This is a genomic window from Curtobacterium sp. 24E2 (assembly GCF_016925595.1).
GTDB lineage: Bacteria > Actinomycetota > Actinomycetes > Actinomycetales > Microbacteriaceae > Curtobacterium.
Genome location: NZ_CP068987.1, coordinates 1637030 through 1661207 on the forward strand (window position 1 = coordinate 1637030; position 24178 = coordinate 1661207).

Sequence of the window (24178 nt, forward strand, 5' to 3'; positions counted from 1 at the left end):
CCCAAACCATAATCCAGTTACCCCCGAATCGGGGGCATGACCCGAACTGATACCCCCGTTCTGGTGTCACCCGACACCGGAACGGTGCCGCCCGTGCGACCCGGCACGGTCGCCCGCCTGCTCGCCACCGCGAGGCAACTCGCGTCGTTCGGCACGATCGGTGCCGTCTGCTTCGTCATCGACTTCGGGCTCTACAACCTGCTGCGCGCCACCGTCATGCCCGACGGTCCCATCGCCGCGAAGATCGTGTCGGCCGTCGTGTCGACCGCCGTGGCTTGGATCGGCAACCGCTTCATCACGTTCCGCGCCGAGCGCCAGACCGGCCGCCGCGAGACCGTGCGCGAGGGGCTGCTCTTCGCTGCCACGAACCTGATCGGGCTCGGCATCGCCGCTGCCTGCCTGTTCGTCTCGCACTACGTCCTCGGGTTCACCTCGACCCTCGCCGACAACGTCGCCGGCAACGGCGTCGGCCTCGTGCTCGGAACCGCCTTCCGGTTCGCCGCGTACAAGGCCCTCGTCTTCCGTTCCACCGATGCTCGTCGCACGAAGGGGTTCGCCGCATGACCATCTCCGCCACGCTGCTGACGGCCGCAGGGCCGCTGCTCCAGCCGAACGAGGGAACGGCTCCGTCGAGCGTCCCGAACCGAGGGACCACCGACGTCCCGACCGGAGGCTCCGGTGCCGTCCAGCAGGCCGCGTGGTCGCTGGGCGAGTGGATCGGCTACTCCGCCCTCATCGCGATCTCCGTACTGCTCACGATCGTCGCGTTGACGACGCTCTGGTGGATGCTGCACGCGTGGCGCTCGCGGGACGCGCTGAAGTCGACGAGCTTCAGCCAGACCCCGCGCCCGGCCGCGCACCGCTTCACCCTGCTGGTGCCCGGACGGCACGAGCAAGAGGTCATGGGCCAGACGCTCGACATGCTCGCGAAGCAGGACCACCCCGACTTCGAGATCATCGCGATCGTCGGCGAGGACGACCCGGAGACGGACGCCGTCGTCCGCGCCGCCGCAGCCCGCCACCCCGAGCTGATCCGGGTGGTCGTCGACGACACCCTGCCGAAGAACAAGCCGAAGGCGATGAACCTGGCGCTGCAGTACGCGACCGGTGACGTCGTCGGCGTGTTCGACGCCGAGGACGAGGTCTACCCGCACCTGCTCACCCTGGTGGACTCGCGGTTCCAGGAGACCGGCGCCGACGTCGTGCAGGGCGGCGTGCAGCTGATGAACTTCAAGTCCAGCTGGTGGTCGCTCCGGAACGTCCTGGAGTACTACTTCTGGTTCCGCTCGCGCCTGCACTTCCACGCCGGTTCGAAGTTCATCCCGCTCGGCGGCAACACCGTCTTCGTGACGAAGGAACGCCTCGACTGGTCGAACGGCTGGGACGCGCACTGCCTCGCCGAGGACTGCGAGCTCGGTGTCCGCTTGTCCGCCGACGGCGCGAAGGTCGTCGTCGCCTACAGCCCCGAGGCCGTCACCCGCGAGGAGACCCCGCCGACCTTCGCCTCGCTGCTCAAGCAGCGGACGCGGTGGAACCAGGGCTTCCTGCAGGTGCTCGGCAAGGGGAGTGGAAGAAGCTGCCGTCGTTCCGTCAGCGCTTCTTCGCCCGGTACATGCTGACCATGCCGTTCATCCAGGCGGCCACCGGTCTGCTCATCCCGCTCAGCGTCCTGATGATCCTGTTCGTCAAGGTGCCGACGGCGATCGCCCTGGTGTCGTTCATCCCGGTGGCACCGACGCTCATGCTGCTGGCCGTCGAGGTCGTCGGCCTCAACGAGTTCGGTCGCATCTACAAGGAGAAGGTGCGCTTCCGCGACTACGTGGAAGCTCGTGCTCGGTCTCGTGCCGTACCAGGTCTTCCTCGCCGCAGCAGCCGTCCGAGCGGTGGTCCGCCACGCCAAGGGGCAGAACGGCTGGGAGAAGACGGAGCACACGGGCCAGCACCGGAACGCCGAGCAGCCCGCCGAGGTCGTCGGCTTCGCGTCGGAGTTGACCGGGTCCGCGGGCGCGACGTCTTCGTCTTCGTCTTCGTCTTCCGAGCGTGAGCTCGCCGGCACGACCACAGGAGGGACCCGATGACCGCCAGCATCACCAACACCACCGGTATCCCCATCCGCGGGGCCGTCGCCGGCGACCGCACCGGCATCGGCGCCTGGTTCCGCCGGCACGCCGCGAGCCTGACGTGGCTGCTGCCCGTCGTCGCCGTCACCGTCATCGTGCAGGCCTGGAACATGTCCGGCACCCCGCAGCGGATCGACGACGAGGGTACGTACACGGCGCAGGCCTGGGCGATCATGCACCTCGGTGAGATCACGCACTACACGTACTGGTACGACCACCCGCCGCTCGGCTGGATCCAGATCGCCGGCTACACCGGTCTGACCGGCGCGTTCGCGCGCTACCCGTTCGCCGTCGAGGCCGGCCGCGAGGCGATGGTCTTCTTCTCCGCCGTCTCGAGCATCCTGCTGTTCGTCCTGGCCCGCCGCCTCGGTGCCGGCCGGATCACCGCTGCCGCAGCCGGACTCGTCTTCGCGCTGTCACCGCTCGCCCTGCAGTACCACCGCACGGTCTACATCGACAACGTCGCGACGCCGTGGCTGCTCGCCGCGTTCGTCCTCGTGCTGAGCCGTCGTCAGCAGCTCGCCGGGTTCGCCGGAGCCGCTGCGTTCCTCGGCATCGCGGTGCTCTCCAAGGAGACGTACCTGCTCGCCCTGCCGTTCCTCATCTGGATGGCGGTCCGTCGAGCCGACAAGAGCACCCGCCGGTACACGCTGAGCGTCGCCGGGGCCGTCCTGGTCATCATCGGCGGCGGGTACCTGCTGCTCGCCGCGGTCAAGGGCGAGCTGCTGCCGAGCAGCGGTCGGGTCAGCCTGTTCGAGGGCATCACCTACCAGCTCGGCTCGCGCTCGGCATCGGGTTCGCTGTTCGACCCGGGCAGCCTCGCCAACGCCGCCGCGTCGCAGTGGTGGGCGCTCGACCCGGTGTTCATCGTGCTCGGCTCGGCCGCTGCGGTCGTCGGGCTCTTCCTGCGCCGGGTCCGTCCGATCGCCGCGATGCTCGTCTTCCTGCTCGCGATGATGTTCCGCCCGAACGGGTACCTGCCGGTGCCGTACGTCATCATGCTCATCCCGTTCGCCGCCCTGCTGGTCGCCTACACGGCCGAGCGTGCCGTCCTGGCGATCGCCGGTCGGGTCCGCACCCGTACCCGCCTCGGCGCCGGGACCCGTCGAGGTCTCGGCATCACCTGGGCCGTCACCACCGCGGTCGCACTCGTCGTGGCGGTGCCGCTCTGGGGAACACAGCTGCGCGGCTTCGTCCTGGGCAACCTCGACCTGCCGATGCAGCAGGCCGAGCAGTGGGTCGGGGACAACGTCTCGAAGTCCTCCCGACTGCTGGTGGACGACGCCATGTGGGTCGACCTCGTCGAGGACGGCTTCGCCCGGAACAACGTGGTCTGGTACTACAAGCTCGACACCGACGGAGCCGTGGAGCGCCAGTCGCCCAACGGGTGGAAGGACTCGGACTACGTCATCACGACGGACTCCATGCGGACCGGCGGCAACTCGTCGTCCGACGTCCGCCAGGCGATCGAGAACTCGACGGCCGTCGCGACCTTCGGGTCCGGTGACCAGCAGGTCGAGGTCCGACGCATCCACGCCGAGGGATCGACGGCCGCACAGGCCGCGATCACCCGGGCCAGCGACCTGCGGAAGACCATGGGCACCGAGCTGGCGTCGAACCCGGCGCTCCGGGCCGACGACGGCACCAAGTCGCAGTTCCGTGCGGGTCAGGTCGACTCGCGAGCGATGATCGCGCTCGGCCAGGTGCTCGCCGACCAGGACGTCCGCGTCGACCGGTTCACTCCGCTCACGGGCGAGACCGGGCAGCCGTTCCGCACCGCCGTCCTGCACACGAGTGACGCTGCCTCGGCGGAGCGCGTGGCCGCCACCCTCGAGGCGATGTCCGATTCGTTCCGGCCGGCGTCGGTCGAGCGTGAGGGCGAACGCCTCACCGTCACCTACACCCCGGCGGACCCGACCACGACCGCGACGAGCGCCTCGTGACCCGCCGCCCCGCCGCCCCGTCCGCCGAGCGGATCGCCGAGCGGGCGAAATGCCCAGGTGCTCCGGGCGCCGACCCCGGCATTTCGCCCGCTCGCGGGGCGGCCCGCACCACCCGCACACGCGGGATCGCCGAGCGGGCGAAATGCCCGGGTGCTCCGGACGCCGACCCCGGCATCTCGCCCGCTCGCGGGGCCGCTCGCGGGGCGGCTCGCGGGAACGCCCGCAGCGACGCCCCCGGGAACGCCCGCAGCACCACCGCACAGGACCCGACCAGCACCACGACCCGAAGGAGCACGACCATGACCGCACACACCCAGCGACGCCGCACCGTCGTCGTCGGCGCACTCGCAGCGACCCTCGTCGCAGCGACCGTCGGACTCGCAGCACCCCAGACCGCCTCCGCTGCCACCTCCGACGAGGGCTGGCTCCGCGTCGGCCACCTCTCGCCCGACACCAAGGGCGTCGACGTCGAACTGTCCAGCCTGTCCGGCGGCAAGACGGTCTTCGAGCTCGACGACGTCACGTACGGCCAGGTCAGCAAGTACCAGGAGCTCCCGGTCGGCACCTACGTGCTGTCGATGCGTGCCTCGGACGCCCCGGACTCCACGCCGGTGATCTCCACCGACGTGACGGTCGACAAGGGCGACGCGAGCACGGTCGTCGCGTACGGCAAGAACACCGACCTCAAGACGACGGCGTTCACCGACGACCTGCAGCAGCCCGGCGACGGCAAGGCGAAGCTCCGGCTGGTCCAGGCCGCCACCACGGCGAAGCAGGTCGACGTGAGCACCTCCGAGGGCACCGCCATCGCCGAGGGAGCGAAGTTCGGCACCGCCACCAAGTACGCCACCGTCGACTCCGGCAAGTGGACGCTCGACGTCTCCGGCAGCGGCCAGCAGGGCACCGCCAGTGTCGATCTCGCGGGCAACACCGTCTCCACCCTGTTCGTCCTCGACGACAGCAAGGGCGACCTGACGGTCGTGCCGGTCACGGACGCCGCGGCCACCGCCGCGACGCCGACCGGCGGCGTGCAGACGGGTGGCGGCGGCGCAGCTGCCGACCGCCCGATGACGGAGGCCGTCCACGCGGCCATCGCAGCGCTCCGCTCGCTGTACCGCTGACGCCCTGGCCGGGAGGCACGGATCACGTGCGCCGACAAGCTCGCTCGATCCGGTCCTCCCGTCCAGTGCCGTCGTCACCATCCACGGAAAGGCAGGCCAGCATGACCCGCAGGACCTGGATACCCGTCACCGCCGCGGCGGCGGTGGTCGTCGCCGTCGGCGTCGCGCTCATCGCCGTGCGCCCGTGGGGGCAGGACACCGAAGCCGGAAGCGGCTCGGTCGCCACCCCGACCTCGACCAGCGCGCCCGAGGCGGCACGCTCCCCGAAGGAGCTCCGCACGGAGTTCCTCGACCGCTACGTGCAGGACGGCCGCGTCGTCCGCACCGACCAGGGTGACGACACCGTCAGCGAAGGACAGGCCTACGGGCTGCTCATCGCCTTCGCGAACGGTGACCGCGACCGGTTCGACGACATCTGGAAGTGGACGAAGACGCACATGCTGACCGACGACGACCTGCTCGCCTGGCGTTGGACGCCCGACGACGGTGTCGCCGACGAGCAGCCCGCGAGCGACGCCGACCTCGACGCCGCGCGGGCCCTGGTGCTCGCCGGTGATGCCTGGGGCGAGGACCGCTACACGGCAGCCGGCAAGCGCATCGCCTCGGCGATCCTGGAGCACGAGACCGCGACTACGGAACTCGGCACGATCCTGCTGCCCGGGCCGTGGGCGGACTCCGAGCCGTACCGGTACAACGCCTCGTACGCGTCGCCGGCAGCCTTCGCGGTGCTGGCGAAGGCCACGGGCGACGACCGCTGGACCGCGCTGAACCGTGGTTCCCGCGCGGCGACGGCGGCGGTGCTCGACGAGTCGCAGCTGCCGAGCGACTGGTCGCAGGTGCACGCCGACGGCACCGTCGACCCGATGCCCGCCACCGGTGGGGACCAGCGCGTGCTGTACGGCTACGACGCGATGCGGACGCCCGTCCGCTACGCCGAGGCGTGCTCCGCCGCCGACCGTGCCCTCGCCGGGTCGCTCGCCCCGACCCTGCGTCGGACGACGCAGCTCGCGGCCCAGCTCGACCTGGGCGGCACCGCCGTGACCGGGGACACGAACGCCCTGGCGTACACCGCCCGTGCCGCCGCCGAGTACGCGGCCGGTTCCTCCGGTGCTGCCGCCGACGACCTGGAGCGGGCCGACCGGACGGCTGCCACTACGCCGACCTACTACGGGGACGCCTGGGCGGCACTCGGTTCGACCATGCTCACGTCGGACGTGCTCGGTGGCTGCGGGACGAAGGCCGGAGGCACGTCATGACCGGCCGACGGTCCGCCGGGCGCGGTCCGGCGTTCCGGCGTCGTGGCGTGGTGATCGGGGCGGTGCTGGCCGCGGTCGTCGTGGGCGGCGGCGTCACCGGCGTGGCACTCGCGTCGACCGTCGGCAGTGACGGGTCGGACGGGCGGGCCGGTTCAGTGCCTTCGGGGTCTGCTTCTGCTGGGTCGGGTTCTGCGGGGTCCGCGTCTGACCGGTCGGGCATCGAGGGGTTCCAGGACCCGGCGGCACCCGCTGCCCGATCCGCGGCGACCCCCGTCAGCGTCTCGATCCCCGCGATCGGCGTGCAGTCGAACCTCGAGGACCTGCACCGCGGCTCCGCCGGTGAACTCGACCCGCCCGTCGACTGGGACAGCGCCGGGTGGTTCAGCGACGGCATCGTCCCCGGTGAGGTCGGCCCCGCCGTCATCGCCGGCCACGTCGACAGCCCGACGAGCGCCGCGGTGTTCTTCCGGCTCGACGAACTGGTCGCCGGCGACGAGATCCACGTCGCGATGTCCGACGGCACCACCCGCACCTTCACCGTCGATCGCTCGGAACGCGCCGCCAAGTCGGCGTTCCCGACGAGCGACGTCTACGGCACCACCCCCACCCCCAACTCCGACTGATCACCTGCGACGGCGTGTTCGACACCGCCACCGGGCACTACACGGACAACCTGATCGTGTTCGCAGACCTCTCGTCGGACTGACCCATGACCGACCGATACATTCGATGTGGAGCACGAGGAGCACCATGAGCGAGACCCTGGTCATCATCCCGACCTACGACGAGGCGGAGAACGTCCGTCCCATCGTCGAGCGCACGCTCGCCGCCACCGACGACAGCGTCCACGTGCTCGTCGTCGACGACAACTCGCCCGACGGCACCGGTGACATCGCCGACGCCATCGCCCGCGAGTCCGACCGGGTGCACGTCATGCACCGCACCGTGAAGGACGGCCTCGGCGGCGCGTACCTGTCCGGGTTCGCCTGGGGCCTCGAGCACGGCTACGACAAGCTCGTCGAGATGGACGCCGACGGCTCGCACCACCCCGAGTACCTGCCGTGGATGCTCGAGCTCGCCGACACGAACGACCTCGTCCTCGGGTCCCGCTGGATCAAGGGCGGCAAGGTCGAGAACTGGCCCTGGTACCGCGAACTGCTCTCCCGCGGCGGCAACCTCTACACGCGCCTGGCCCTCGGCATCGCCGTCCGCGACGCCACCGGCGGGTTCCGGGTCTTCACCTCGCAGGCGTTCGAGCGGATCGACCTGGCCGGCGTCGCCTCGAAGGGCTACTGCTTCCAGGTCGACCTGTGCTGGCGTGCCCTCGAGGCCGGTCTGCGCGTCGTCGAGACCCCGATCACGTTCACGGAGCGGGAGTTCGGCGTCTCGAAGATGAGCGGCAACATCGTGCGCGAGAGCCTGGCCCTCGTGACGAAGTGGGGCATCGACCGCCGCATCCGCGAGACCCGTTCCCTGGTCAAGGACCACCGGAAGCTGCCGTCCGTGCGCACCAACGCACACGCCGTGGCCGATCACGCCTCCTGACCCGCTGGCGCACCGTTCGACGTCGGCGCGCGCCGTCGGCGCCGCAGCGTCGGTGCCGCGGCGTCGGTACCGCGGCGTCGGTACCGCGGCGTCGGTACCGCGGCGTCGGTACCGCGAAAGCGACAGTGTCCCGCGAACCGTTCGCGGGACACTGTCGCTTTCGCGGATCGGGCGCCCATGGGCAGCCCGTGCGATGAGCGCAGCGACTAGCGCAGCACCACCACGCCGCGCCCGCGGAACCGCACGCAGTCCGTCGCGACCTCGGCCGCCCCGAACCGGTACAGCTCCTCGCCGGTGGCACCGGGGACCGGCACCTCGGCTGCGTCGTCGAGGAAGTTCACCACGACGTGCACGGGTGCCACGTCCGGTCCGAGCAGCCCACGCGTGAGCACCAGCCACCGCCGGTCCTCGCTGAACCGCACGGCGTTCGCCTCGTACCGGTGGTCGACGAAGGCCTGGTCGGTGCGGCGCAGGGCGACGAGCACCCGGTAGGCGCGCAGGATCGCCGCACCCCGCTCGGAACTGACGTCGGCCCAGTCGAGCTTCGAGTTCGTGAACGTCGTCGGGTCCTGCGGGTCCGGCACGGCCGACTCGTCCCAGCCGTGCTCCGCGAACTCGCGGATGCGGCCCTCGGCCGTCGCCTTCCCGAGCTCGGGCTCCGGGTGCGACGTGAAGAACTGCCACGGCGTCGTCGCGGCGAACTCCTCACCCATGAACAGCATGGGTGTGAACGGGCCCAGCAGTGTCAGTGCCGCAGCGATGACGAGGCCTTCGTCGTCGAGCGTCGCCGCCAGACGGTCGCCCGCCGCGCGGTTGCCGATCTGGTCGTGGTTCTGGTTCGTGACCACCAGGGCCGTCGCCGGGGAGGTCCCACGGTCGATCGGCTGCCCGTGGCGCCGGCCACGGAACGACGACCACGTGCCGTCGTGGAAGAACCCGTGGTCGAGCACCTTCGCGAGCGCCGACAGCGGTGCGAAGTCGGCGTAGTAGCCGTTCGTCTCGCCCGTCAGCGCCACGTGCACGGCGTGGTGGAAGTCGTCGGACCACTGTCCGGCGAGTCCGTACCCGGCGGCTTCCCGCGGGCGGAACATCACCGGGTCGTTGAGGTCCGACTCGGCGATCAACGACAGCGGACGACCGACGAAGGAACCGTAGGCGTCCGTCTCGTCGGCCATCTCGGCCAGGACGTGCGGCCGCGTGGTGTCGCGGATCGCGTGCACGGCGTCGAGCCGGAGCCCGTCGACGTGGTGGTCGCGGAACCACATGCGCACGTTGTCGAGCACGTACCGACGGACCTCGGGGTGCTCGACGTTCACCGAGTCGCCCCACGTGTTCGCGAGCCCCTGCACCAGGTACGGCCCGTACAGCGGCAGGTAGTTGCCGCTCGGCCCGAGGTGGTTGTAGACGACGTCCTGGATGACCCCCAGACCGAGCGAGTGCGCCGTGTCGACGAACCGGTCGTAGGCGTCGGGGCCGCCGTACGGGGCGTGCACCGCGTACCAGGCGACCCCGTCGTACCCCCAGTTCCACTCGCCGTTCACACCGTTCACGGGCAGCAGTTCGACGAACTCGACGCCGAGCTCGACCAGGTGGTCGAGCTTCTGCGCCGCCGCGTCGAGGGTGCCCTCCGGCGTGTAGGTGCCGACGTGCATCTCGTAGATCACGGCGCCGCGGGCCGGTCGTCCGGTCCACGACTCGTCGGTCCACGCGAAGCGCGCGGGGTCGACGACGGCGGACGTGCCGTGCACCCCGTCCGGCTGGAAGCGACTGCGGGGGTCGGGTCGGACCGCGTCGTCGTCGCCGAGGCGGAACCCGTAGCGGGCACCGACGACCGGCATGATCGCGTCGGTCGACCACCAGTCGTCGTCGGCCCGGGTCAGCGGGTACTCGACGTCGTCGACGACCAGCCGGACGCGGTCCGGCTCGGGCGCCCAGACGGCGTAACGGTCGGGTGCGGTCATGCGTGACCCTCCAGGATGTCGATCTCCGCTTGCGCGTCGGACTCGGTCGCCGGGGTGGTCCGGGCGGTCGACCGGGAGGCCCGTTCCGCGTCGGACGCGTCGGTCACCGTGTCGGCGTGGCCGGGCTCCCCGACCGTGGCGGCCGGCACGAGCAGCGCGATCGGGTAGGTGGTGAGCAGGTCCGCGAGTGCGATGCCGCGGCTGGCCGGGAAGGTCCTGCCGGTGAGCAGGTCGACCCGGTCGACGGGGACGGCGTGCACGAGGGTGTCACCCCAGCCACCGACCCGTTCGAGGCCGATCGGCAGTCGCGTGGCGACCGTGACGGCACCGCCGCGGTCGAACGCGACGACGTGGTCCGCCGCGCTGCCCGTCGCTTCGAGCGCGAGGTACCGCGTGAAGAGCTCCGGCTGGTCGCGGCGGAGACGGAGTGCACGGGCGGTCACGAGGAGCTTCGCGGCGCCGTCGATCCCGATCGCCGGAAGGTCCTCGGGGCCGTCGTCGTCCGGGCCGTCGATCTCGGCGAGGACGTGGCGCCGTTCGGCGTAGTCCACGGCTCGGCGGTTGTCGGGGTCGACGAGGGACCGGTCCCAGAACTCGGTGCCCTGGTACACGTCGGGGACGCCGGGAGCCGTGAGCTGCACGAGCTTCTGCGCGAGCCCGTTCGACCACCCCGCGGCGTCGATCTGCTCGTCGAGGGCGTCGAGCACGGCGACCACGTCCGGGTCGTCGAACGCGGCGTCGACGATCGCGTGCATCTGCTGCTCGAACGCCTCGTCGGGCTCGGTCCAGGTGGTGCTGTCGCCGGCTTCGCGTGATGCCTTCTCGGCGTAGGCGTGCAGCCGCTCACGACTCGCGGGTCGGGCACCGACGATCGCCTGCCAGAGGAGGTCGGCGAACACGCGGTCCTCGAGCGGGACGAGGGACTGCAACCGGTCGAGTGTGTCGGCCCACTCGCTGCCGAGCTCGGCCAGGACCGCGATGCGTGCGCGGGTGTCCTCGCTGCGCTTCGTGTCGTGGGTGGTGAGCGTCGTCATGGTGTGCGGCCAGCTGCCGAGCCGGTCGCGCTGCGCCTGGTGGAAGTCGGCCACGGACACCGCGAACACGCTCGGGTCGCCACCGACCTCGCTCAGGGACGTCAAGCGAGAGGTGCGGTAGAACGCCGTGTCCTCGACGCCCTTGGCCATCACCATGCCGCTCGTCTGCTGCAGGCGGATCGCGGCGGCGTTCTCCGGGTCGACGAGCGCCGGGGCGATCCGGTCGATGACGTCGTCGAGGTCGGGACGTGCCTCTGCCGCGCGTTCGAGCGCCGCGATGAGGTGGTGCGCGCCCTCGGGCAGGTAGGTGCGGTACACGTCGAACGATGACACGACCTCAGCGAGGGCGTCGACGAGCCGTTCGTGCGTGATCGCGTCCGCTCCGGCGGCGACCGGAGCGAGCAGCCGGGCGAGTCGCTCGACCTCGCTGCCCAGGATCCCGTCGGCGATGCCGCGGCGGGTGTCGTGCGTGAGGCGCTGCCAGTCGGCTGGTTCCGCGCCGGACGCAGCGGTCAGCGAGGGTTCGCCCGCGGGGTCGACGAGCACGCGGTCCAGGACGCCCAGGGCGTCGTACCCGGTCGTGCCGTCGACGGGCCAGGAGCTCGGGAGCTCCTCGCCGGGTTCGAGGATCTTCTCGACGAGGGTGTACGCACCGCCGGTCAGCGCGGCGAGGTCCTGCAGGTAGCCGGCGGGGTCGTAGAGTCCGTCCGGGTGGTCGATGCGCAGTCCGTCGACGAGGCCGTCGCGGAACCAGCCGCCGATGACGCCGTGCGACGCCGCGAACACCTCGGGTTCCTCGACCCGGATGGCGGCGAGCGTATTCACCGCGAAGAACCGGCGGTAGTTCAGCTCGTGGTCGGCACGCTTCCAGTGCACGAACGCGTAGTGCTGCAGCGCGTGCACGGCCTCGACCGAGTCGCCCGGGTGGGCGGTGCCCGGCGCGGTCGGGTACGCGGTGTCGCCGACCCGGAGCACCGGGCGCTCGGCGTCGGACGTGTCGAGCGTGACTGCTTCGAGCAGCCGGTCGTCGAGGACCGGCACCCGGACCTTGCCGTCGCCGGCGTCCCAGTCGACGTCGAACGCCCAGGCGACGGGAGAGCCCTGGCCGAGTTCGAGCAGGGACCACCACCACGGGTTGACCGCAGGGGTGGCGACCCCGACGTGGTTCGGGACGACGTCGACCAGCACGCCGAGCCCGACCGCGTGCGCGGCCTCGGCGAGGACCCGGAGGGCTTCGTCCCCACCACGGTCGGTGTCGACGTGCGTGTGGTCGACGACGTCGTAGCCGTGGTCCGAGCCGGGCTCCGACTGCAGGACCGGCGACAGGTACAGCCAGTCGGCGCCGAGGTCGTGCACGTAGTCGACGAGGTCGCGTGCCGCGGCCAGGTCGAAGTCGGCGGAGACCTGCAGGCGGTAGGTCGAGACCGGGACGCGACGCCCGGCTCCCGGTGTGCCGGCGCTCATCGTGCGGTGCCGCTCGGCGCGGTGGAACCGGCGGGGTTCGCTGGCGTCACGGCGTCCTGCGGGGACCGGAGCTCTGGATCGCCCTCGTGGTGCTGGACCTCGACCGGTGCGACGGAGACCTCGTGGTTCGGCTCGGCGCGGAGGACGATCATCGACCGGGCGGGGACGTCGAGCGGCGTGCCCGCCTCGACGATCTCGTCACGGGCGCCGGGCTCGGCGGTGTCGATGCGGACCGTCCAGCCGGGTGCGTACTCCTCGGGCGGCAGCGTGAAGGTCACGACGTCGTCGTGGGCGTTGAAGTACGTGATGAACGCCACGTCGGTGACGCGCTCGCCGCGGGAGTCGCGCCCACGGATGCCGTCGCCGTTCAGGTACATGCCGACGCTCTTGCCGAAACCGGAGTCCCAGTCCTCCGGCGACATCGCGTCGCCCTCGGGCGTGAGCCAGACCACGTCGGGCAGCGGCTCGTCCTGACCACGGCGCACCGGGCGCCCGTTGAAGTACCGGGTGCGGCGGAACGTCGGGTGGTCGTGGCGCAGCTTGACCACGTCGGCGGTGAACTGGACGAGGTCGTCGTCCGCGGACTCCCAGTCGATCCAGCTGAGCTCGGAGTCCTGCGCGTAGACGTTGTTGTTGCCGGACTGCGAACGGCCGAGCTCGTCACCGTGGGCGATCATCGGCACGCCCTGGCTGAGGAGCAGCGTCGCCAGGAAGTTCCGGCGTCGCTGGAGCCGCAGGGCGTTCACGGACTCGTCGTCCGTCGGACCCTCGGCGCCGGAGTTCCAGGACCGGTTGTGGCTCTCGCCGTCGTTGTTGTCCTCGCCGTTGGCGTCGTTGTGCTTCTCGTTGTAGGCGACGAGGTCGTACAGCGTGAAGCCGTCGTGCGCGGTGATGAAGTTGATGCTCGCCTTGGGCGTCCGGCCGTCGTGCTCGTACAGGTCGGCCGAGCCGGAGATGCGCGAGGCGAACTCACCGAGGGTCGACGACTCGCCGCGCCAGAAGTCGCGCACGGTGTCGCGGTACTTGCCGTTCCACTCGGACCACTGGGGCGGGAAGTTGCCGACCTGGTAACCGCCGGGGCCGACGTCCCACGGCTCGGCGATGAGCTTGACCTGCGACACGATCGGGTCCTGCTGCACGAGCTCGAAGAACGCGGACAGCCGGTCCACCTCGTAGAACTCGCGGGCGAGCGCCGAGGCGAGGTCGAAGCGGAAGCCGTCGACGTGCATCTCGGTCACCCAGTAGCGCAGGGAGTCGAGGATGAGCTGCAGCGAGTGCGGGTGCCCGACGTTGAGCGAGTTCCCGGTGCCCGTGTAGTCCATGTAGAACTTCTTGTCGTCGTCGACCAGGCGGTAGTACGCCGCGTTGTCGATACCGCGGAACGACAGCGTCGGCCCGAGGTGGTTGCCCTCGGCGGTGTGGTTGTAGACGACGTCGAGCACGACCTCGATGCCGGCGCGGTGGAGCTCCCGCACCATCGTCTTGAACTCCTGCACCTGCTGCCCCTGGTCGCCCGAGGACGAGTACGAGGAGTGCGGCGCGAAGAAGCCGATGGTGTTGTAGCCCCAGTAGTTCGACAGCCCCTTGTCCTGCAGGGTCGAGTCGTTCACGAACTGGTGCACCGGCATGAGCTCGAGCGTCGTGATGCCGAGTCGCTGCAGGTGCTCGATGACCGCCGGGTGCGAGACGCCGGCGTAGGTGCCGCGCTGCTCTTCGGGCACGTCGGGGTGGGTCTCGGTGAGGCCCTTGACGTGCGCTTCGTAGATGACCGTCTCGCCGTAGGGCGTGCGCGGTGCGCGGTCGCCCTGCCAGTCGAAGAACGGGTTGATCACGACGCCCTTCATCATGTGCGCCGCGGAGTCGTCGTCGTTCGTCGAGTCCGGGTCGCCGAAGGTGTACGCGAAGAGCGACTGGTCCCAGTCGATCTCGCCGCTCGTGGCCTTGGCGTAAGGGTCGAGCAGGAGCTTGGACGGGTTGCAGCGTGCGCCGTTGTCGGGGTCGTACGGGCCGTGGACACGGAAGCCGTACTCCTGGCCGGGACCGATGTTCGGCAGGTAGGCGTGCCAGACGTAGGCATCGACCTCGACGAGGGGGACGCACTCTTCGTTGCCGTCGGTGTCGAACAGACAGAGTTCGACGCGCTCGGCGACCTCGCTGAAGAGCGCGAAGTTCGTGCCGCTTCCGTCGTAGGTCGCCCCGAGCGGGTACGGGTTGCCGGGCCAGGTGTGCAAACGGTCCTCCAGGTGATGGTCGCGCCAACATATCGGTGACACCCGTCCGCGTCCGCAGACAAGCGCCAGCTGTGTACCCGTGCGCGCGTGGCCCGGCCTGTGGAGGAACGGACGAGTAGCGTCGCGCGCATGGCCAACATCGTCACGCAGATCGCAGACAAGGTACGCCCGATCGGCGTCTCCACGAACTACGGGGACCCCGTCGAGGTCGGCGACCAGACCCTCATCCCGGTGTCCCTCGGCTGGTTCGGCTTCGGGGGCGGTGGGGACGACGAGAACGGCGGCGGCGGTGGCGGCGGCGCGTCGATCCCGGTCGGCGCCTACATCCGTCGCCCCGGCAAGGACCTGGAGTTCGAACCGAACCTCATCTCGCTCGTCGCGGTGAGCATCCCGCTCGTCTGGGTGACCGGCACCGTGCTCCGCAAACTGGTGCGCGTCCTGAAGAAGTAGCGACACACCGGACGGGAGGCCCGTGGCGGACCCGCCACGGGCCTCCCGTCCGATGTGTGGTCGCGACCCGTCACGTGGACGCGACCACGTCTAGACTGCTGGGACACACACGGGAGTCCGGGACCGCCGGGCTGAGAGGGAGCGAGTGGCGCTCCGACCGTCGAACCTGATCCGGATCATGCCGGCGCAGGGAGGAGTCCAGCACCATGTCTTCTGGCACGTCATCAACCGTCCACACCGCCCCGCGGCGATCGCTGCGCTGGCGGGTCGTCGACATCGTCGTCGCGAGCGTGCTCGCGGTTGCGCTCGGCGTCGTCTTCCGGCTGTGGGAGTTCGGATACGAACCCATCAGCGCCGTCATGGACCTCGTCCTCCCGGGAACGAAGGCCCTGTTCGGCGGAGTGTGGTTGCTCGCCGGACCGCTCGTCGCGATCGTCGTCCGCAAGCCCGGCGCTGCGCTCTACGGCGAGATGGTCGCCGCGTCCGTCGAGGCACTGTTCGGCACGCAGTGGGGGTGGCTGACGCTCGAGGCCGGACTCGTCCAGGGGCTCGGCGCCGAGATCGTCCTCGCACTCTTCCTCTACCGCGTGTACCGGCTGCCGGTCGTCGTCCTGGCGGGCGCCGCAGCCGGCCTCGCGCTCGGAATCAACGACACCGTGCTGTGGTACCCGGGTCTCGACGCCGCGTTCAAGGTCGTCTACGTCGTGTGCGCGATCGTGTCGGGTGCTGTCATCGCGGGCGCCGGCTCGTGGCTGGTCGTCCGCGCGCTCGCACGCACCGGCGTGCTGTCCTCGTTCGCGGCCGGCCGGGAGCACAGCCGGCGTCGGCCGCGCGAACTGGTGTGACGGTGTCGGCTCCGTCGTCGACGTCCCCGGACGTCGTCGGCGTGCGCGCCGCGCGCATCGTGTTCCGTGACTGGGGATGGCGCTACCCAGAGCGTGCCGAGTGGGCTGTCCGGGGCGTCGACCTGACCGTCGAGCCGGGGAGCGGGTCGCGATCGTCGGGCCGTCCGGCTCCGGCAAGTCGACACTGCTGCGGGCGGTGGCCGCCGTGCTGCCCGACGAACCCGACCCCACCGACGACACCGCAGCTTCCGTGCAGGGCTCGGTCCTGGTCGACGGTTCCGACCCCCGCGCGGTCCGCGGGCGTGTCGGCCTCGTCATGCAGGACCCTGAGGCGCACACCGTGATGTCGCGGATCGGCGACGACGTGGCCTTCGGGTGCGAGAACCTCGGCGTCCCGCGCAACGAGACCTGGGCACGGGTGCGGTCGGCGCTCACGGTCGTCGGACTCGAGTTGCCCCTCGGCCGTTCGACCGCGATGCTCTCCGGCGGCCAGCGGCAACGACTGGCGCTCGCCGGGGTGCTCGCGATGCGTCCGGGAGCCCTCGTGCTCGACGAACCGTGCGCGAACCTCGACCCGGCCGGCGTGGCCCAGGTGCACGACGCCGTCGCTGCGCTGCTCGACGAGACGGGGGCGACCCTGCTCGTGGTGGAGCACCGGATCGGCACCTGGCTCGACCTGGTCGATCGGCTCGTGCTGCTCGAGCCCGGCGGCGGGGTCGTCGCGGACGGCGCGCCTGCCGAGGTGCTCGCACGCCACGGCGCCGCGCTCACTGCGGCGGGGGTGTGGGTGCCCGGCGCCGAACCCGAGCGGGGCGCCGCCCGCGGACGGCTCCGTCCGGCTGCGCGAACGGGCGGAATACCCGGGTCGGCCGCCGAGGTGACCGCGGCATTCCGCCCGCTCGGCGAATCGGCGGGCTCGGGCATCGGCGAGGGGCCCGCGCGGGGGCGGGCGTGCTGCTCGAGGCGCGGGACCTCGGGACCGGCCGGGCCAAGCGGCAGCGGGTGGGCAGCGGCATCGACCTCGGGCTCCGAGCCGGACAGGTCCTGGCGATCACGGGGCCGAACGGGATCGGCAAGTCGACGCTCGGCCTCACGCTCGCGGGGCTCCTGCCTCCGGCCGCGGGGAGCTCGCCGCCACGACGGACCTCGCCGTCGGCCTCGACCCGGCGCCGCACACGTGGTCGAGTCGCGAACTCGCCGCCCGCATCGGCACCGTCTTCCAGGACCCCGAGCACCAGTTCGTCGCCGGCTCGGTCCGCGAGGAGGTCGAGGCCGGCCCCCGCGCGACCGGCGCTCCGGACGTCGCCGGCCGGGCGGACGCGCTCCTCGGCGAGTTCGGCCTCGCCCACCTCGCCGAGGCCAACCCGTTCACGCTGTCCGGCGGCGAGCAGCGACGGCTCGCCATCGCCGCGGTCGTCGCCGCGCGGCCACCGGTCGTCGTGCTCGACGAACCGACCTCCGGGCAGGACCGGTCCACGTGGGACGCTGTCGTCCGGCACCTCGGGGCACTCGCCGACGCCGGCACCACCGTCGTCGCCGTCACGCACGACCGCGACCTGATCCGGGCGCTCGACGCCGACGAGGTCGTACTCGGGGCGGACGGCGCCCGGCGCGTGGACCGCGACCAGGGGGTGCGACGGCGACCGCCCCGAAGCCGAGGCCGATGTCGACGGGCCGAGCCGCGCCTCCAGGCCGAACCGACGCGACGACCGCCACCGACCCGACCGATCACCACCGCGGCGTCCGAGCCGTCCAACCGGTGGCCTCGCTCCTCGGCGTCCTCGCGCTCGGCGTGTGCCTCGTGCTGAGCCTGGACGTCGTGTCCGCAGCCGTCGCCCTCGCGGTCGAGCTCGCGCTCCTGCCACTCCTGCGGCTGCCGGTGCGGACACTGCTGCTGCGGGTGTCACCGGTCCTGGTGGCCGTGCCGCTCACGGCGGTGAGCATCGCGCTGTACGGACGACCCTCCGGACGAGAGTGGTTCGACTTCGGCTTCGCCCACGTCACCGACGGGTCGCTGACGCTCGCCCTGGCGACGGCGCTCCGCGTGCTCGCGGTGGGGCTGCCCGCGGTCGCGCTGTTCATCCGCGTCGACCCCACCGACCTGGCCGACGGGCTCGCGCAGGTGCTGCGGCTGCCGGCCCGGTTCGTGCTCGGGGCCCTCGCGGCCATCCGGATGATGACGTTGCTGGTGGACGACTGGCGGCAGCTCGCGATGGCGCGGCGTGCGCGGGGTCTTGCCGACACCGGGCGGCTGCGGCGCGGGGCGTCGATGGCGTTCGCGCTGCTGGTCCTGGCGTTGCGACGGGCGACGACGTTGGCGGTGGCGATGGAGTCGCGCGGGTTCGGGGCTCCCGGGCGACGCACGTGGGCGCGGGCCGCACGGTTCGCGTGGCCGGAGTGGGCGATGGTCGCTGTGCTCGTCGGGATCGGTGTCGCGTCGATCGCGGTCGCCGTGGCAGCGGGGACCTGGCGTGCGTGAGTCGGCGGACCCGGCGGACCCGGTGAACCCGGCGGACCCGGCGGACCCGGCGGACCCGGTGCACCCGGCGGACCCGGTGCACCCGGCGGACCCGGTGCACCCGGTGCACCCGGCGGACCCGGCTGGCCCGGCGGACCTGGCGGACCCGGCGGACGGCGAGGGCCTCGCCGCAGGCGTCGCCGCGGCCGCAGCCGGTGCTGCGGCGGCATCGGGCGGGCGCCTCGTGGTCCTCGTCGACGGCCGTTCCGGCACCGGCAAGACGACCCTCGGCGACCAGCTCGCGCAGGCGCTGGGGGCGCAGGTCGTGCACCTCGACGACGTCTACCCGGGGTGGGACGGACTCCGTGCGGCGGCCGACGCCGTGGTGCGCGACGTGCTCGGGCCTCCCAGCGGGTACCGCCGGTGGGACTGGGTGGCCGACGGCCCGGCTGAGTGGACCGCGGTCGACCCCGACCTGCCGATCGTGATCGAGGGCTGCGGGGCGGTGTCCCGGGCATCGGTGCCGCTGGCTTCGCTGGCGGTGTGGCTCGAGGCAGACGATGCGGTCCGCTGGGACCGGGCGATCGGCCGTGACGGCGACACCTTCGCGCGCGAGTGGGACCGGTGGGCGGCGCAGGAGCAGGACTTCATCGCCGCCGAGGACCCGGCGTCCCTGGCCGACGTGGTGCTGCGGACGTAGCGGGTCGGTCGCCGCGACCATCAGGCCGCGCCGAGTCTCGGGCTGGCCGCGCCGAGTCTCGGGCTGAGCGACAGTTCACGGGCTCACGAGCGAGAGAACTGTCGCTCACCGCGAGACTCGGCCCCGCGCAGCGCCCGCCCGCGCAGCGCCCCGCGCAGCGCCGCGCGCCCGCGCGACCGGATCCACCGCGAACACCGCCGCCACGACGGTCAGCACCGCGTACACCCCGAGGTACCCGCACAGGATCCACGGCGAGCCCCCACCGAGCTCCACGAACACCGCGGCGAGCAGCGGCGTCAGCCCCACCGAGAAGATCGACCCGATCTGGTACCCGAGCGACATCCCCGAGTACCGCCGCCCGGTCGGGAACTGCTCCGCGAACCAGGCTGCCTGCGGCCCGTAGATGCTGTCGTGGAACACACACATCCCGATCAGGGCCACGAGCGGCAGCAGCACGAGCGGCCCGGCGTCGAGGAACGCGAAGAACGGCCAGATGAGCACGGCGATCCCCACGGCCGACCAGATCGTGAGCACTCGGCGCCCCACCCGGTCCGACAGCCAGCCCCAGAACGGCGTCGACACGAGCGACACCGCCGAGATGACGAGCACGGCCTGCAACCCGGCGTCCGAGCCCGACGGTCCCCGTACGGCCGCGAGGTAGGTCAGCGAGTACGTCGTCAGGATCGAGTACAGCGCGGGCTGCACCAGGCGCAGTCCGGCGGTCACCAGGATCGCGCGCGGGTGGTGCCGGATCGCCTGCCAGACCGGGAACCGTTCGACCCCGCCGGAGGCCCGCAGCTCCTGGAACACCGGAGCGTCCTGCACGCCGAGCCGGATGACCAGGCCGACCGCCACGATCACCGCGGAGAACAGGAACGGCAGCCGCCAGCCCCAGGCCAGGAACACCTCGTTGCCGAGCAGGGACCGCACCAGGGTGAACACGCCGGTCGCGAGCAGCATCCCACCCGCCGACCCCATCTGCGTGAACGCCCCGAACAGCCCGCGGTGCCGTTCGGGTGCGTGCTCGACGGACAGCAGCGCGGACCCGCCCCACTCCGCGCCGGCCGCGACGCCCTGCAGCAGCCGCAGGAACACCAGCGCGACGACGGCACCGACCCCGATGGTCGCCGCCGACGGTACGACCCCGATCAGGGTCGACGCGATGCCCATCAGCACCAGGGACGCGACGAGCAGCTTCTTGCGTCCGATGCGGTCGCCCAGGTGTCCGGCGATCACCCCGCCGAGCGGCCGGGCGACGAAGCCGACCCCGTAGGTGGCGAACGACGCGATCACCCCGACCGCGGGCGTCACCGACGGGAAGAAGGTGGGCGCGAACACCAGGGCGGACGCCGTCGCGTACAGGTAGAAGTCGTAGTACTCGACGGTCGTGCCGACGAACGAGGCGAGGGCGACGCGACGGCGGGTCGCGGTGGTCGACGGTGCGGCGGGACGGCCGGGAGGCGCGGTGACGGTGCTCGGGGTCGGCATGCCTCAGGAGCATGGTCGCCTCCAGGGCCGGGGGGAACACCGCGCGTAACGGAGGGTCACGTCGCTGTCGTCGGGCGGTGCCCGCCGACCACGATGGGATGCATGAGCGATGCACCGAACCGACCGCTGCGCTTCGCGGCCTTCGTCATGAACACGACGTCGCACATCCAGCACGGCCTCTGGCGGCACCCCGACGCCCGTCAGGCGGACTTCGACGACGTCACGCTCTGGACCGACCTGGCGAAGACCCTCGAGCGCGGCCGGTTCGACGCGATGTTCTTCGCCGACGTCGTCGGGACCTACGGGCCGGGGCGCGGCGACTACTCGACGAACCTGCGCGAGGGGCTGCAGATCCCCTCGAACGACCCATCGGTGTTGCTCTCCGCGCTCGCCGTGTCGACCGAGCACCTCGGCCTGGCGTTCACGTCGAGCGTCATCCAGTCGCACCCGTTCGACTTCGCCCGCAAGGTCTCCACCCTCGACCACATCACCCGGGGCCGGATCGGCTGGAACGTCGTCACGAGCGCCCTCGACAGCGCCGCCCGGAACTTCGGCGCCGACCGGCTCGAGGAACACGACGAGCGGTACGTCTGGGCCGAGGAGTACCTCGAGGTCTGCGCGAAGCTCTGGGAGGGCTCGTGGGAGGACGGCGCCGTGCTGAAGGACCCGGTGCGTGGCTACGCCGACCCCGACAGGGTGCACCGCATCGACCACCACGGGAAGCGCTACGACGTGCAGGGGCCGCACCTGAGTGCGCCGAGCCCGCAGCGGACGCCGGTGCTGTTCCAGGCCGGTTCCTCGCCCGCCGGTCGGGCCTTCGCCGCACGGAACGCCGAGGCCCAGTTCATCCTGACCTCGAACCGCGACGCCACCGAGCAGCTCATCCGCGAGACCCGCGACCTCGCCCGGGCAGCCGGGCGTCGACGGGAGGACATCGCGTTCTTCCTCGGGCTGACCTTCGTCACCGGGTCCACCGAGGCCGAGGCGAAGGCCAAGGAAGCGGAGATCGACGAGTACCTGGCGGCCGACGGCTTCCTGGTGCACTCGAACCTCGGCTTCGACCCGGCCACCGGCGAGGCCCTCGACCCGGACACCCCGCTGTCCGAGGTCCGCACCCACGCCGGGCAGTCGCACCTGCAGTGGCTCCGCGAGGCTGCCGGCGACCGCGAACCGACGATCGCCGACCTCGCCCGCCTGTCCGCCAAGCTCCGTGCGCGGGTCGTCGGCACCCCGGAGCAGATCGCCGACGAACTCGCCGACTGGCAGCGCGTCGGCGTCGACGGGGTGAACGTCATCAACTGGACGCTGCCTGGCTCGTACGAGGAGTTCGTCGACCACATCGCGCCCACCCTGCAGGAGCGTGGGTTGATGCAGTCCGAGTACCGCGAGGGAACCCTGCGCGAGAGCTCTTCGGGCACGCGCAGCTGCCGGACTCGCACCCCGCCCGGCAGTGGCGCGGCGCGTTCTCCGGCGGCGCGAGCGGTGTGGCGGACGCGGCACGTGCCGTGGAGGTGACCGCATGACGCACGCGACGACGACCGACGGACGGGTGACGGGCCTCCCGGCCGATCGTCTGGCGACCCTGCGCGAACGCTTCGCACCCGTGTTCGCGACCATCCGCGAGGGCGCGGTCGAGCGTGAGCTCGCCTCGGGCACCCCCGGCGACCGGCCGTTGCCGCACGCCGAGGTCCGTGCACTCGCCGACGCCGGGTTCGGGCGGCTGCGCGTGCCGGAGGACCGCGGCGGGTTCGGCGTGAGCCTGGTCGAACTCGTGCACCTGGTGGCGGACCTGGCGGCCGCGGACTCGAACATCGCGCACCTGTGGCGTGGTCACTTCGGGTACACCGAACTCGTGCTGCTCCGGCCATCGTCGGCCGGACGGGACGAGTGGCTCCAACGCATCGTCGACGGGGCGATCGTGGGGAACGCGACCTCGGAGCGGACCGGGGCGACCCTGGCCGACATCTCGACGACGGTGACGCCGGCTGGCGAGTCCCTCCGTCTCGACGGGCGGAAGTTCTACTCGACCGGCACGCTCTACGCCGACTGGATCTACCTGGCGGCGGACCGCTCGGGGGACCGCGTGACGTTCGCCGTGCCGGTGGACGCGCCGGGCGTGACGAGCGTCGACGACTGGGACGGGTTCGGGCAGCGGCTGACCGCGTCCGGCACCACGGTCTTCGAGGGTGTGCCGGTCGACCCCGCCGTGGTGTCGGCGTACAAGGACGCACCGCTGTCGCACATCCAGGCCTTCTTCCAGCTGTACCTGCTGGCCGTCCTGGCCGGCATCGGACAGGCGGTGTCCGACGATGCGGTCGCCTTCGTGCGGCCGCGGACCCGGACGTACATCCACGCGAACGCCGCCACTCCGGGGAGGACCCGCAGGTCCTGGCGGTCCTCGGGCGGTTGTCCGCCGGGGCGTTCACCGCGCGGTCGCTCGTCGTCGCTGCCGCGGGGCTGCTCGACGCGGTGGTGGCGACGAACGAGCCGGGCGTCGGGGTCGACCACGCACTGCTCGATGCCGCCGAGAACGCCGTGTACCAGGCGCAGGTCGAGATCGGGCCGCGCGTGCTTCGGTCGGCGTCCGAACTGTTCGAGGTCGGGGAGCCTCGGCGGCCGACCGCACCCGGGCGCTCGACCGGCACTGGCGGAACGCCCGCGTGGTGGCGTCGCACAACCCGGCCGTCTACAAGGAGCGGCTCGTGGGGAGTACGCGCTGCACGGGCGGGGGCCGGTGGAGGCGTGGGAGAAGTACCACGAGGTGGGACCGACGCGGTTCTGACGGGCACTGTGCAGCGTCCGATGCCGGAGCTCGTGTGTCAGTCGCGCGTGCCGCGGGCGCGGCGCGGCGCGGCGCGGGCGCGGCGCGGCGCGGGCGCGGCGCGACCTTTCGCGATGAGCGACAGTTCTCGCGCTCGTGCGCCCGAGGAGTGTCGCTGAGCCCGAAACTGGGGCGCCGGGCGCCGGGCGCCGGGTGCCGGGTGCGCCGGGTGGGCGCCTACGCCCAGCCGAGCTCGTGCAGCCGCTCGTCGTCGATGCCGTAGAAGTGCCCGATCTCGTGGACGAGGGTGGTGTGCACCTCGTCCTTCAGCTCCTCGACGGTGTCGCACTCGGCCAAGTGCTGCTTGCGGAACACCACGATGCGGTCGGGCAGTTCACCGAAGCCGTACTGCCCGCGCTCGGTCGCCGCGATGCCGTCGTACACGCCGAAGAGCTCGTCGCCGTTCTCTGGTTCGTCCTCGACGACGAACACCACGTTGTCGAGCCCGTCGACCATCTCGTCGGGGAGCAGGTCGAGTTCGTCGGTCACGAGCTGCTCGAAGTCGTCGGCGGACATCTCCATCACGCAGGGATCGTCCCACACCGCGCTGACCACTCGCGGCGAAGCCGCACGGCGCCGGAGGCGCCCGGACAAACACTGAGGGAGAGCCCCGGTTGCGTCACACGCAACAGGACTCTCCCTCGACTGGGGTGAATAACGGGTCTCGAACCCGCGACCTCCTAGACCACAACCAGGCGCTCTACCAACTGAGCTATATCCACCATGCACACACCGGCGGAC

18 protein-coding genes, 1 tRNA gene, 4 pseudogenes and 1 riboswitch are annotated in these 24178 nt (G+C 71.7%); of the genes and pseudogenes, 17 read left to right on the forward strand and 6 right to left on the reverse strand.

Annotated features, from left to right (window positions below):
* Window positions 1–93: 93 nt before the first annotated feature.
* From JN350_RS08150 to JN350_RS08185, 8 genes are all read left to right on the forward strand, one after another.
* Window positions 94–564 carry a GtrA family protein gene (locus JN350_RS08150; RefSeq protein ID WP_240347638.1) on the forward strand — a complete coding sequence of 157 codons (471 nt, stop codon included), beginning with the start codon at window positions 94–96 and terminating at the stop codon, window positions 562–564.
* Entirely contained in the window at window positions 561–1619 is a 1059-nt protein-coding gene (locus tag JN350_RS08155) for a glycosyltransferase (RefSeq protein ID WP_205464173.1), read from the forward strand. The genes JN350_RS08150 and JN350_RS08155 overlap by 4 nt, the downstream gene beginning before the upstream one ends.
* On the forward strand, window positions 1613–2044 hold the full coding sequence (locus JN350_RS08160) for a hypothetical protein (protein WP_205464174.1): 432 nt from the start codon (window positions 1613–1615) through the stop codon (window positions 2042–2044). Before JN350_RS08155 ends, JN350_RS08160 begins: the two co-directional genes overlap by 7 nt.
* A gap of 30 nt (window positions 2045–2074) precedes the next feature.
* A complete protein-coding gene (locus JN350_RS08165) occupies window positions 2075–4063 on the forward strand; it encodes an ArnT family glycosyltransferase (RefSeq protein WP_205464175.1) in 1989 nt (662 codons plus the stop codon).
* Between the two features lie 299 nt (window positions 4064–4362).
* A complete protein-coding gene (locus JN350_RS08170) occupies window positions 4363–5184 on the forward strand; it encodes a DUF4397 domain-containing protein (RefSeq protein ID WP_205464176.1) in 822 nt (273 codons plus the stop codon).
* 101 nt (window positions 5185–5285) lie between these two features.
* Entirely contained in the window at window positions 5286–6440 is a 1155-nt protein-coding gene (locus JN350_RS08175; protein WP_205464177.1) for a glycosyl hydrolase family 8, read from the forward strand.
* Complete coding sequence (locus JN350_RS08180; RefSeq protein ID WP_205464178.1) at window positions 6437–7063, forward strand: sortase domain-containing protein; 627 nt, start codon at window positions 6437–6439, stop codon at window positions 7061–7063. Before JN350_RS08175 ends, JN350_RS08180 begins: the two co-directional genes overlap by 4 nt.
* Before the next feature lie 127 nt (window positions 7064–7190).
* On the forward strand, window positions 7191–7985 hold the full coding sequence (locus JN350_RS08185; RefSeq protein ID WP_205464179.1) for a polyprenol monophosphomannose synthase: 795 nt from the start codon (window positions 7191–7193) through the stop codon (window positions 7983–7985).
* A 206-nt stretch (window positions 7986–8191) separates the two neighbouring features.
* Here the strand turns inward: JN350_RS08185 and treZ are convergent, their stop codons facing one another.
* The 3 genes from treZ to glgX are packed head-to-tail and all read right to left on the reverse strand — an operon-like array spanning window position 8192 to window position 14675.
* On the reverse strand, window positions 8192–9946 hold the full coding sequence (treZ, locus tag JN350_RS08190; RefSeq protein WP_205464180.1) for a malto-oligosyltrehalose trehalohydrolase: 1755 nt from the start codon (window positions 9944–9946) through the stop codon (window positions 8192–8194).
* The gene (gene treY, locus JN350_RS08195) at window positions 9943–12444 is read right to left on the reverse strand and encodes a malto-oligosyltrehalose synthase (protein ID WP_205464181.1); all 2502 of its coding nucleotides are present in this window, start codon (window positions 12442–12444) and stop codon (window positions 9943–9945) included. Before treY ends, treZ begins: the two co-directional genes overlap by 4 nt.
* Window positions 12441–14675 (reverse strand): glycogen debranching protein GlgX, encoded by a 2235-nt coding sequence (gene glgX / locus JN350_RS08200; RefSeq protein ID WP_205464182.1) that lies wholly within the window; start codon window positions 14673–14675, stop codon window positions 12441–12443. Before glgX ends, treY begins: the two co-directional genes overlap by 4 nt.
* A 129-nt stretch (window positions 14676–14804) precedes the next feature.
* On the opposite strand from glgX, the gene JN350_RS08205 reads away from it, so the two are divergent.
* From JN350_RS08205 to JN350_RS08230, 7 genes and pseudogenes are all read left to right on the forward strand, one after another.
* On the forward strand, window positions 14805–15125 hold the full coding sequence (locus JN350_RS08205; RefSeq protein ID WP_111086838.1) for a hypothetical protein: 321 nt from the start codon (window positions 14805–14807) through the stop codon (window positions 15123–15125).
* A 99-nt stretch (window positions 15126–15224) separates the two neighbouring features.
* Window positions 15225–15336: riboswitch (TPP riboswitch) on the forward strand.
* The gene (locus tag JN350_RS08210) at window positions 15332–15970 is read left to right on the forward strand and encodes an ECF transporter S component (protein ID WP_123294023.1); all 639 of its coding nucleotides are present in this window, start codon (window positions 15332–15334) and stop codon (window positions 15968–15970) included. (Overlaps the previous riboswitch by 5 nt.)
* Window positions 15971–16046: 76 nt before the next feature.
* Window positions 16047–16475 (forward strand): annotated as a pseudogene (locus JN350_RS20740) (ABC transporter ATP-binding protein); the annotation flags it as partial.
* Between the two features lie 497 nt (window positions 16476–16972).
* Window positions 16973–17068: pseudogene (locus tag JN350_RS20745) on the forward strand (ATP-binding cassette domain-containing protein); the annotation flags it as partial.
* A 107-nt stretch (window positions 17069–17175) separates the two neighbouring features.
* A pseudogene (locus JN350_RS20750) lies at window positions 17176–17370 on the forward strand (ABC transporter ATP-binding protein); the annotation flags it as partial.
* A gap of 263 nt (window positions 17371–17633) precedes the next feature.
* Complete coding sequence (locus tag JN350_RS08225) at window positions 17634–18449, forward strand: energy-coupling factor transporter transmembrane component T family protein (RefSeq protein WP_205464406.1); 816 nt, start codon at window positions 17634–17636, stop codon at window positions 18447–18449.
* A complete protein-coding gene (locus JN350_RS08230; protein ID WP_275898023.1) occupies window positions 18442–19128 on the forward strand; it encodes a nucleoside/nucleotide kinase family protein in 687 nt (228 codons plus the stop codon). The genes JN350_RS08225 and JN350_RS08230 overlap by 8 nt, the downstream gene beginning before the upstream one ends.
* A 105-nt stretch (window positions 19129–19233) precedes the next feature.
* On the opposite strand, the gene JN350_RS08235 is transcribed toward JN350_RS08230, so the two are convergent.
* Entirely contained in the window at window positions 19234–20616 is a 1383-nt protein-coding gene (locus JN350_RS08235) for an MFS transporter (RefSeq protein ID WP_240347640.1), read from the reverse strand.
* 102 nt (window positions 20617–20718) lie between these two features.
* Here JN350_RS08235 and JN350_RS08240 point away from each other — a divergent pair.
* Together JN350_RS08240 and JN350_RS08245 are read left to right on the forward strand one after the other, a co-directional pair.
* Window positions 20719–22139: pseudogene (locus tag JN350_RS08240) on the forward strand (LLM class flavin-dependent oxidoreductase).
* Window positions 22136–23398: an acyl-CoA dehydrogenase family protein gene (locus tag JN350_RS08245; protein WP_240347641.1), complete on the forward strand. Its 1263-nt coding sequence runs from the start codon at window positions 22136–22138 to the stop codon at window positions 23396–23398. The pseudogene JN350_RS08240 and the gene JN350_RS08245 overlap by 4 nt, the downstream one beginning before the upstream one ends.
* A gap of 216 nt (window positions 23399–23614) precedes the next feature.
* On the opposite strand, the gene JN350_RS08250 is transcribed toward JN350_RS08245, so the two are convergent.
* On the reverse strand, window positions 23615–23959 hold the full coding sequence (locus JN350_RS08250; protein ID WP_240347704.1) for a metallopeptidase family protein: 345 nt from the start codon (window positions 23957–23959) through the stop codon (window positions 23615–23617).
* A gap of 124 nt (window positions 23960–24083) precedes the next feature.
* Window positions 24084–24159, reverse strand: a tRNA-His gene (locus JN350_RS08255).
* Between the last annotated feature and the right edge of the window lie 19 nt (window positions 24160–24178).

Coding starts and splice junctions, on each gene's coding strand:
- JN350_RS08250 (WP_240347704.1), bottom strand. CDS start 23,959: ATGGAGATGTCCGCCGACGACTTCGAGCAGCTCGTGACCGACGAACTC.
- JN350_RS08160 (WP_205464174.1), top strand. CDS start 1,613: ATGCTGACCATGCCGTTCATCCAGGCGGCCACCGGTCTGCTCATCCCG.
- JN350_RS08180 (WP_205464178.1), top strand. CDS start 6,437: ATGACCGGCCGACGGTCCGCCGGGCGCGGTCCGGCGTTCCGGCGTCGT.
- JN350_RS08245 (WP_240347641.1), top strand. CDS start 22,136: ATGACGCACGCGACGACGACCGACGGACGGGTGACGGGCCTCCCGGCC.
- JN350_RS08165 (WP_205464175.1), top strand. CDS start 2,075: ATGACCGCCAGCATCACCAACACCACCGGTATCCCCATCCGCGGGGCC.
- JN350_RS08185 (WP_205464179.1), top strand. CDS start 7,191: ATGAGCGAGACCCTGGTCATCATCCCGACCTACGACGAGGCGGAGAAC.
- JN350_RS08175 (WP_205464177.1), top strand. CDS start 5,286: ATGACCCGCAGGACCTGGATACCCGTCACCGCCGCGGCGGCGGTGGTC.
- JN350_RS08155 (WP_205464173.1), top strand. CDS start 561: ATGACCATCTCCGCCACGCTGCTGACGGCCGCAGGGCCGCTGCTCCAG.
- JN350_RS08170 (WP_205464176.1), top strand. CDS start 4,363: ATGACCGCACACACCCAGCGACGCCGCACCGTCGTCGTCGGCGCACTC.
- treY (WP_205464181.1), bottom strand. CDS start 12,444: ATGAGCGCCGGCACACCGGGAGCCGGGCGTCGCGTCCCGGTCTCGACC.
- JN350_RS08225 (WP_205464406.1), top strand. CDS start 17,634: ATGTCGACGGGCCGAGCCGCGCCTCCAGGCCGAACCGACGCGACGACC.
- JN350_RS08205 (WP_111086838.1), top strand. CDS start 14,805: ATGGCCAACATCGTCACGCAGATCGCAGACAAGGTACGCCCGATCGGC.
- JN350_RS08210 (WP_123294023.1), top strand. CDS start 15,332: ATGTCTTCTGGCACGTCATCAACCGTCCACACCGCCCCGCGGCGATCG.
- treZ (WP_205464180.1), bottom strand. CDS start 9,946: ATGACCGCACCCGACCGTTACGCCGTCTGGGCGCCCGAGCCGGACCGC.
- JN350_RS08235 (WP_240347640.1), bottom strand. CDS start 20,616: ATGCCGACCCCGAGCACCGTCACCGCGCCTCCCGGCCGTCCCGCCGCA.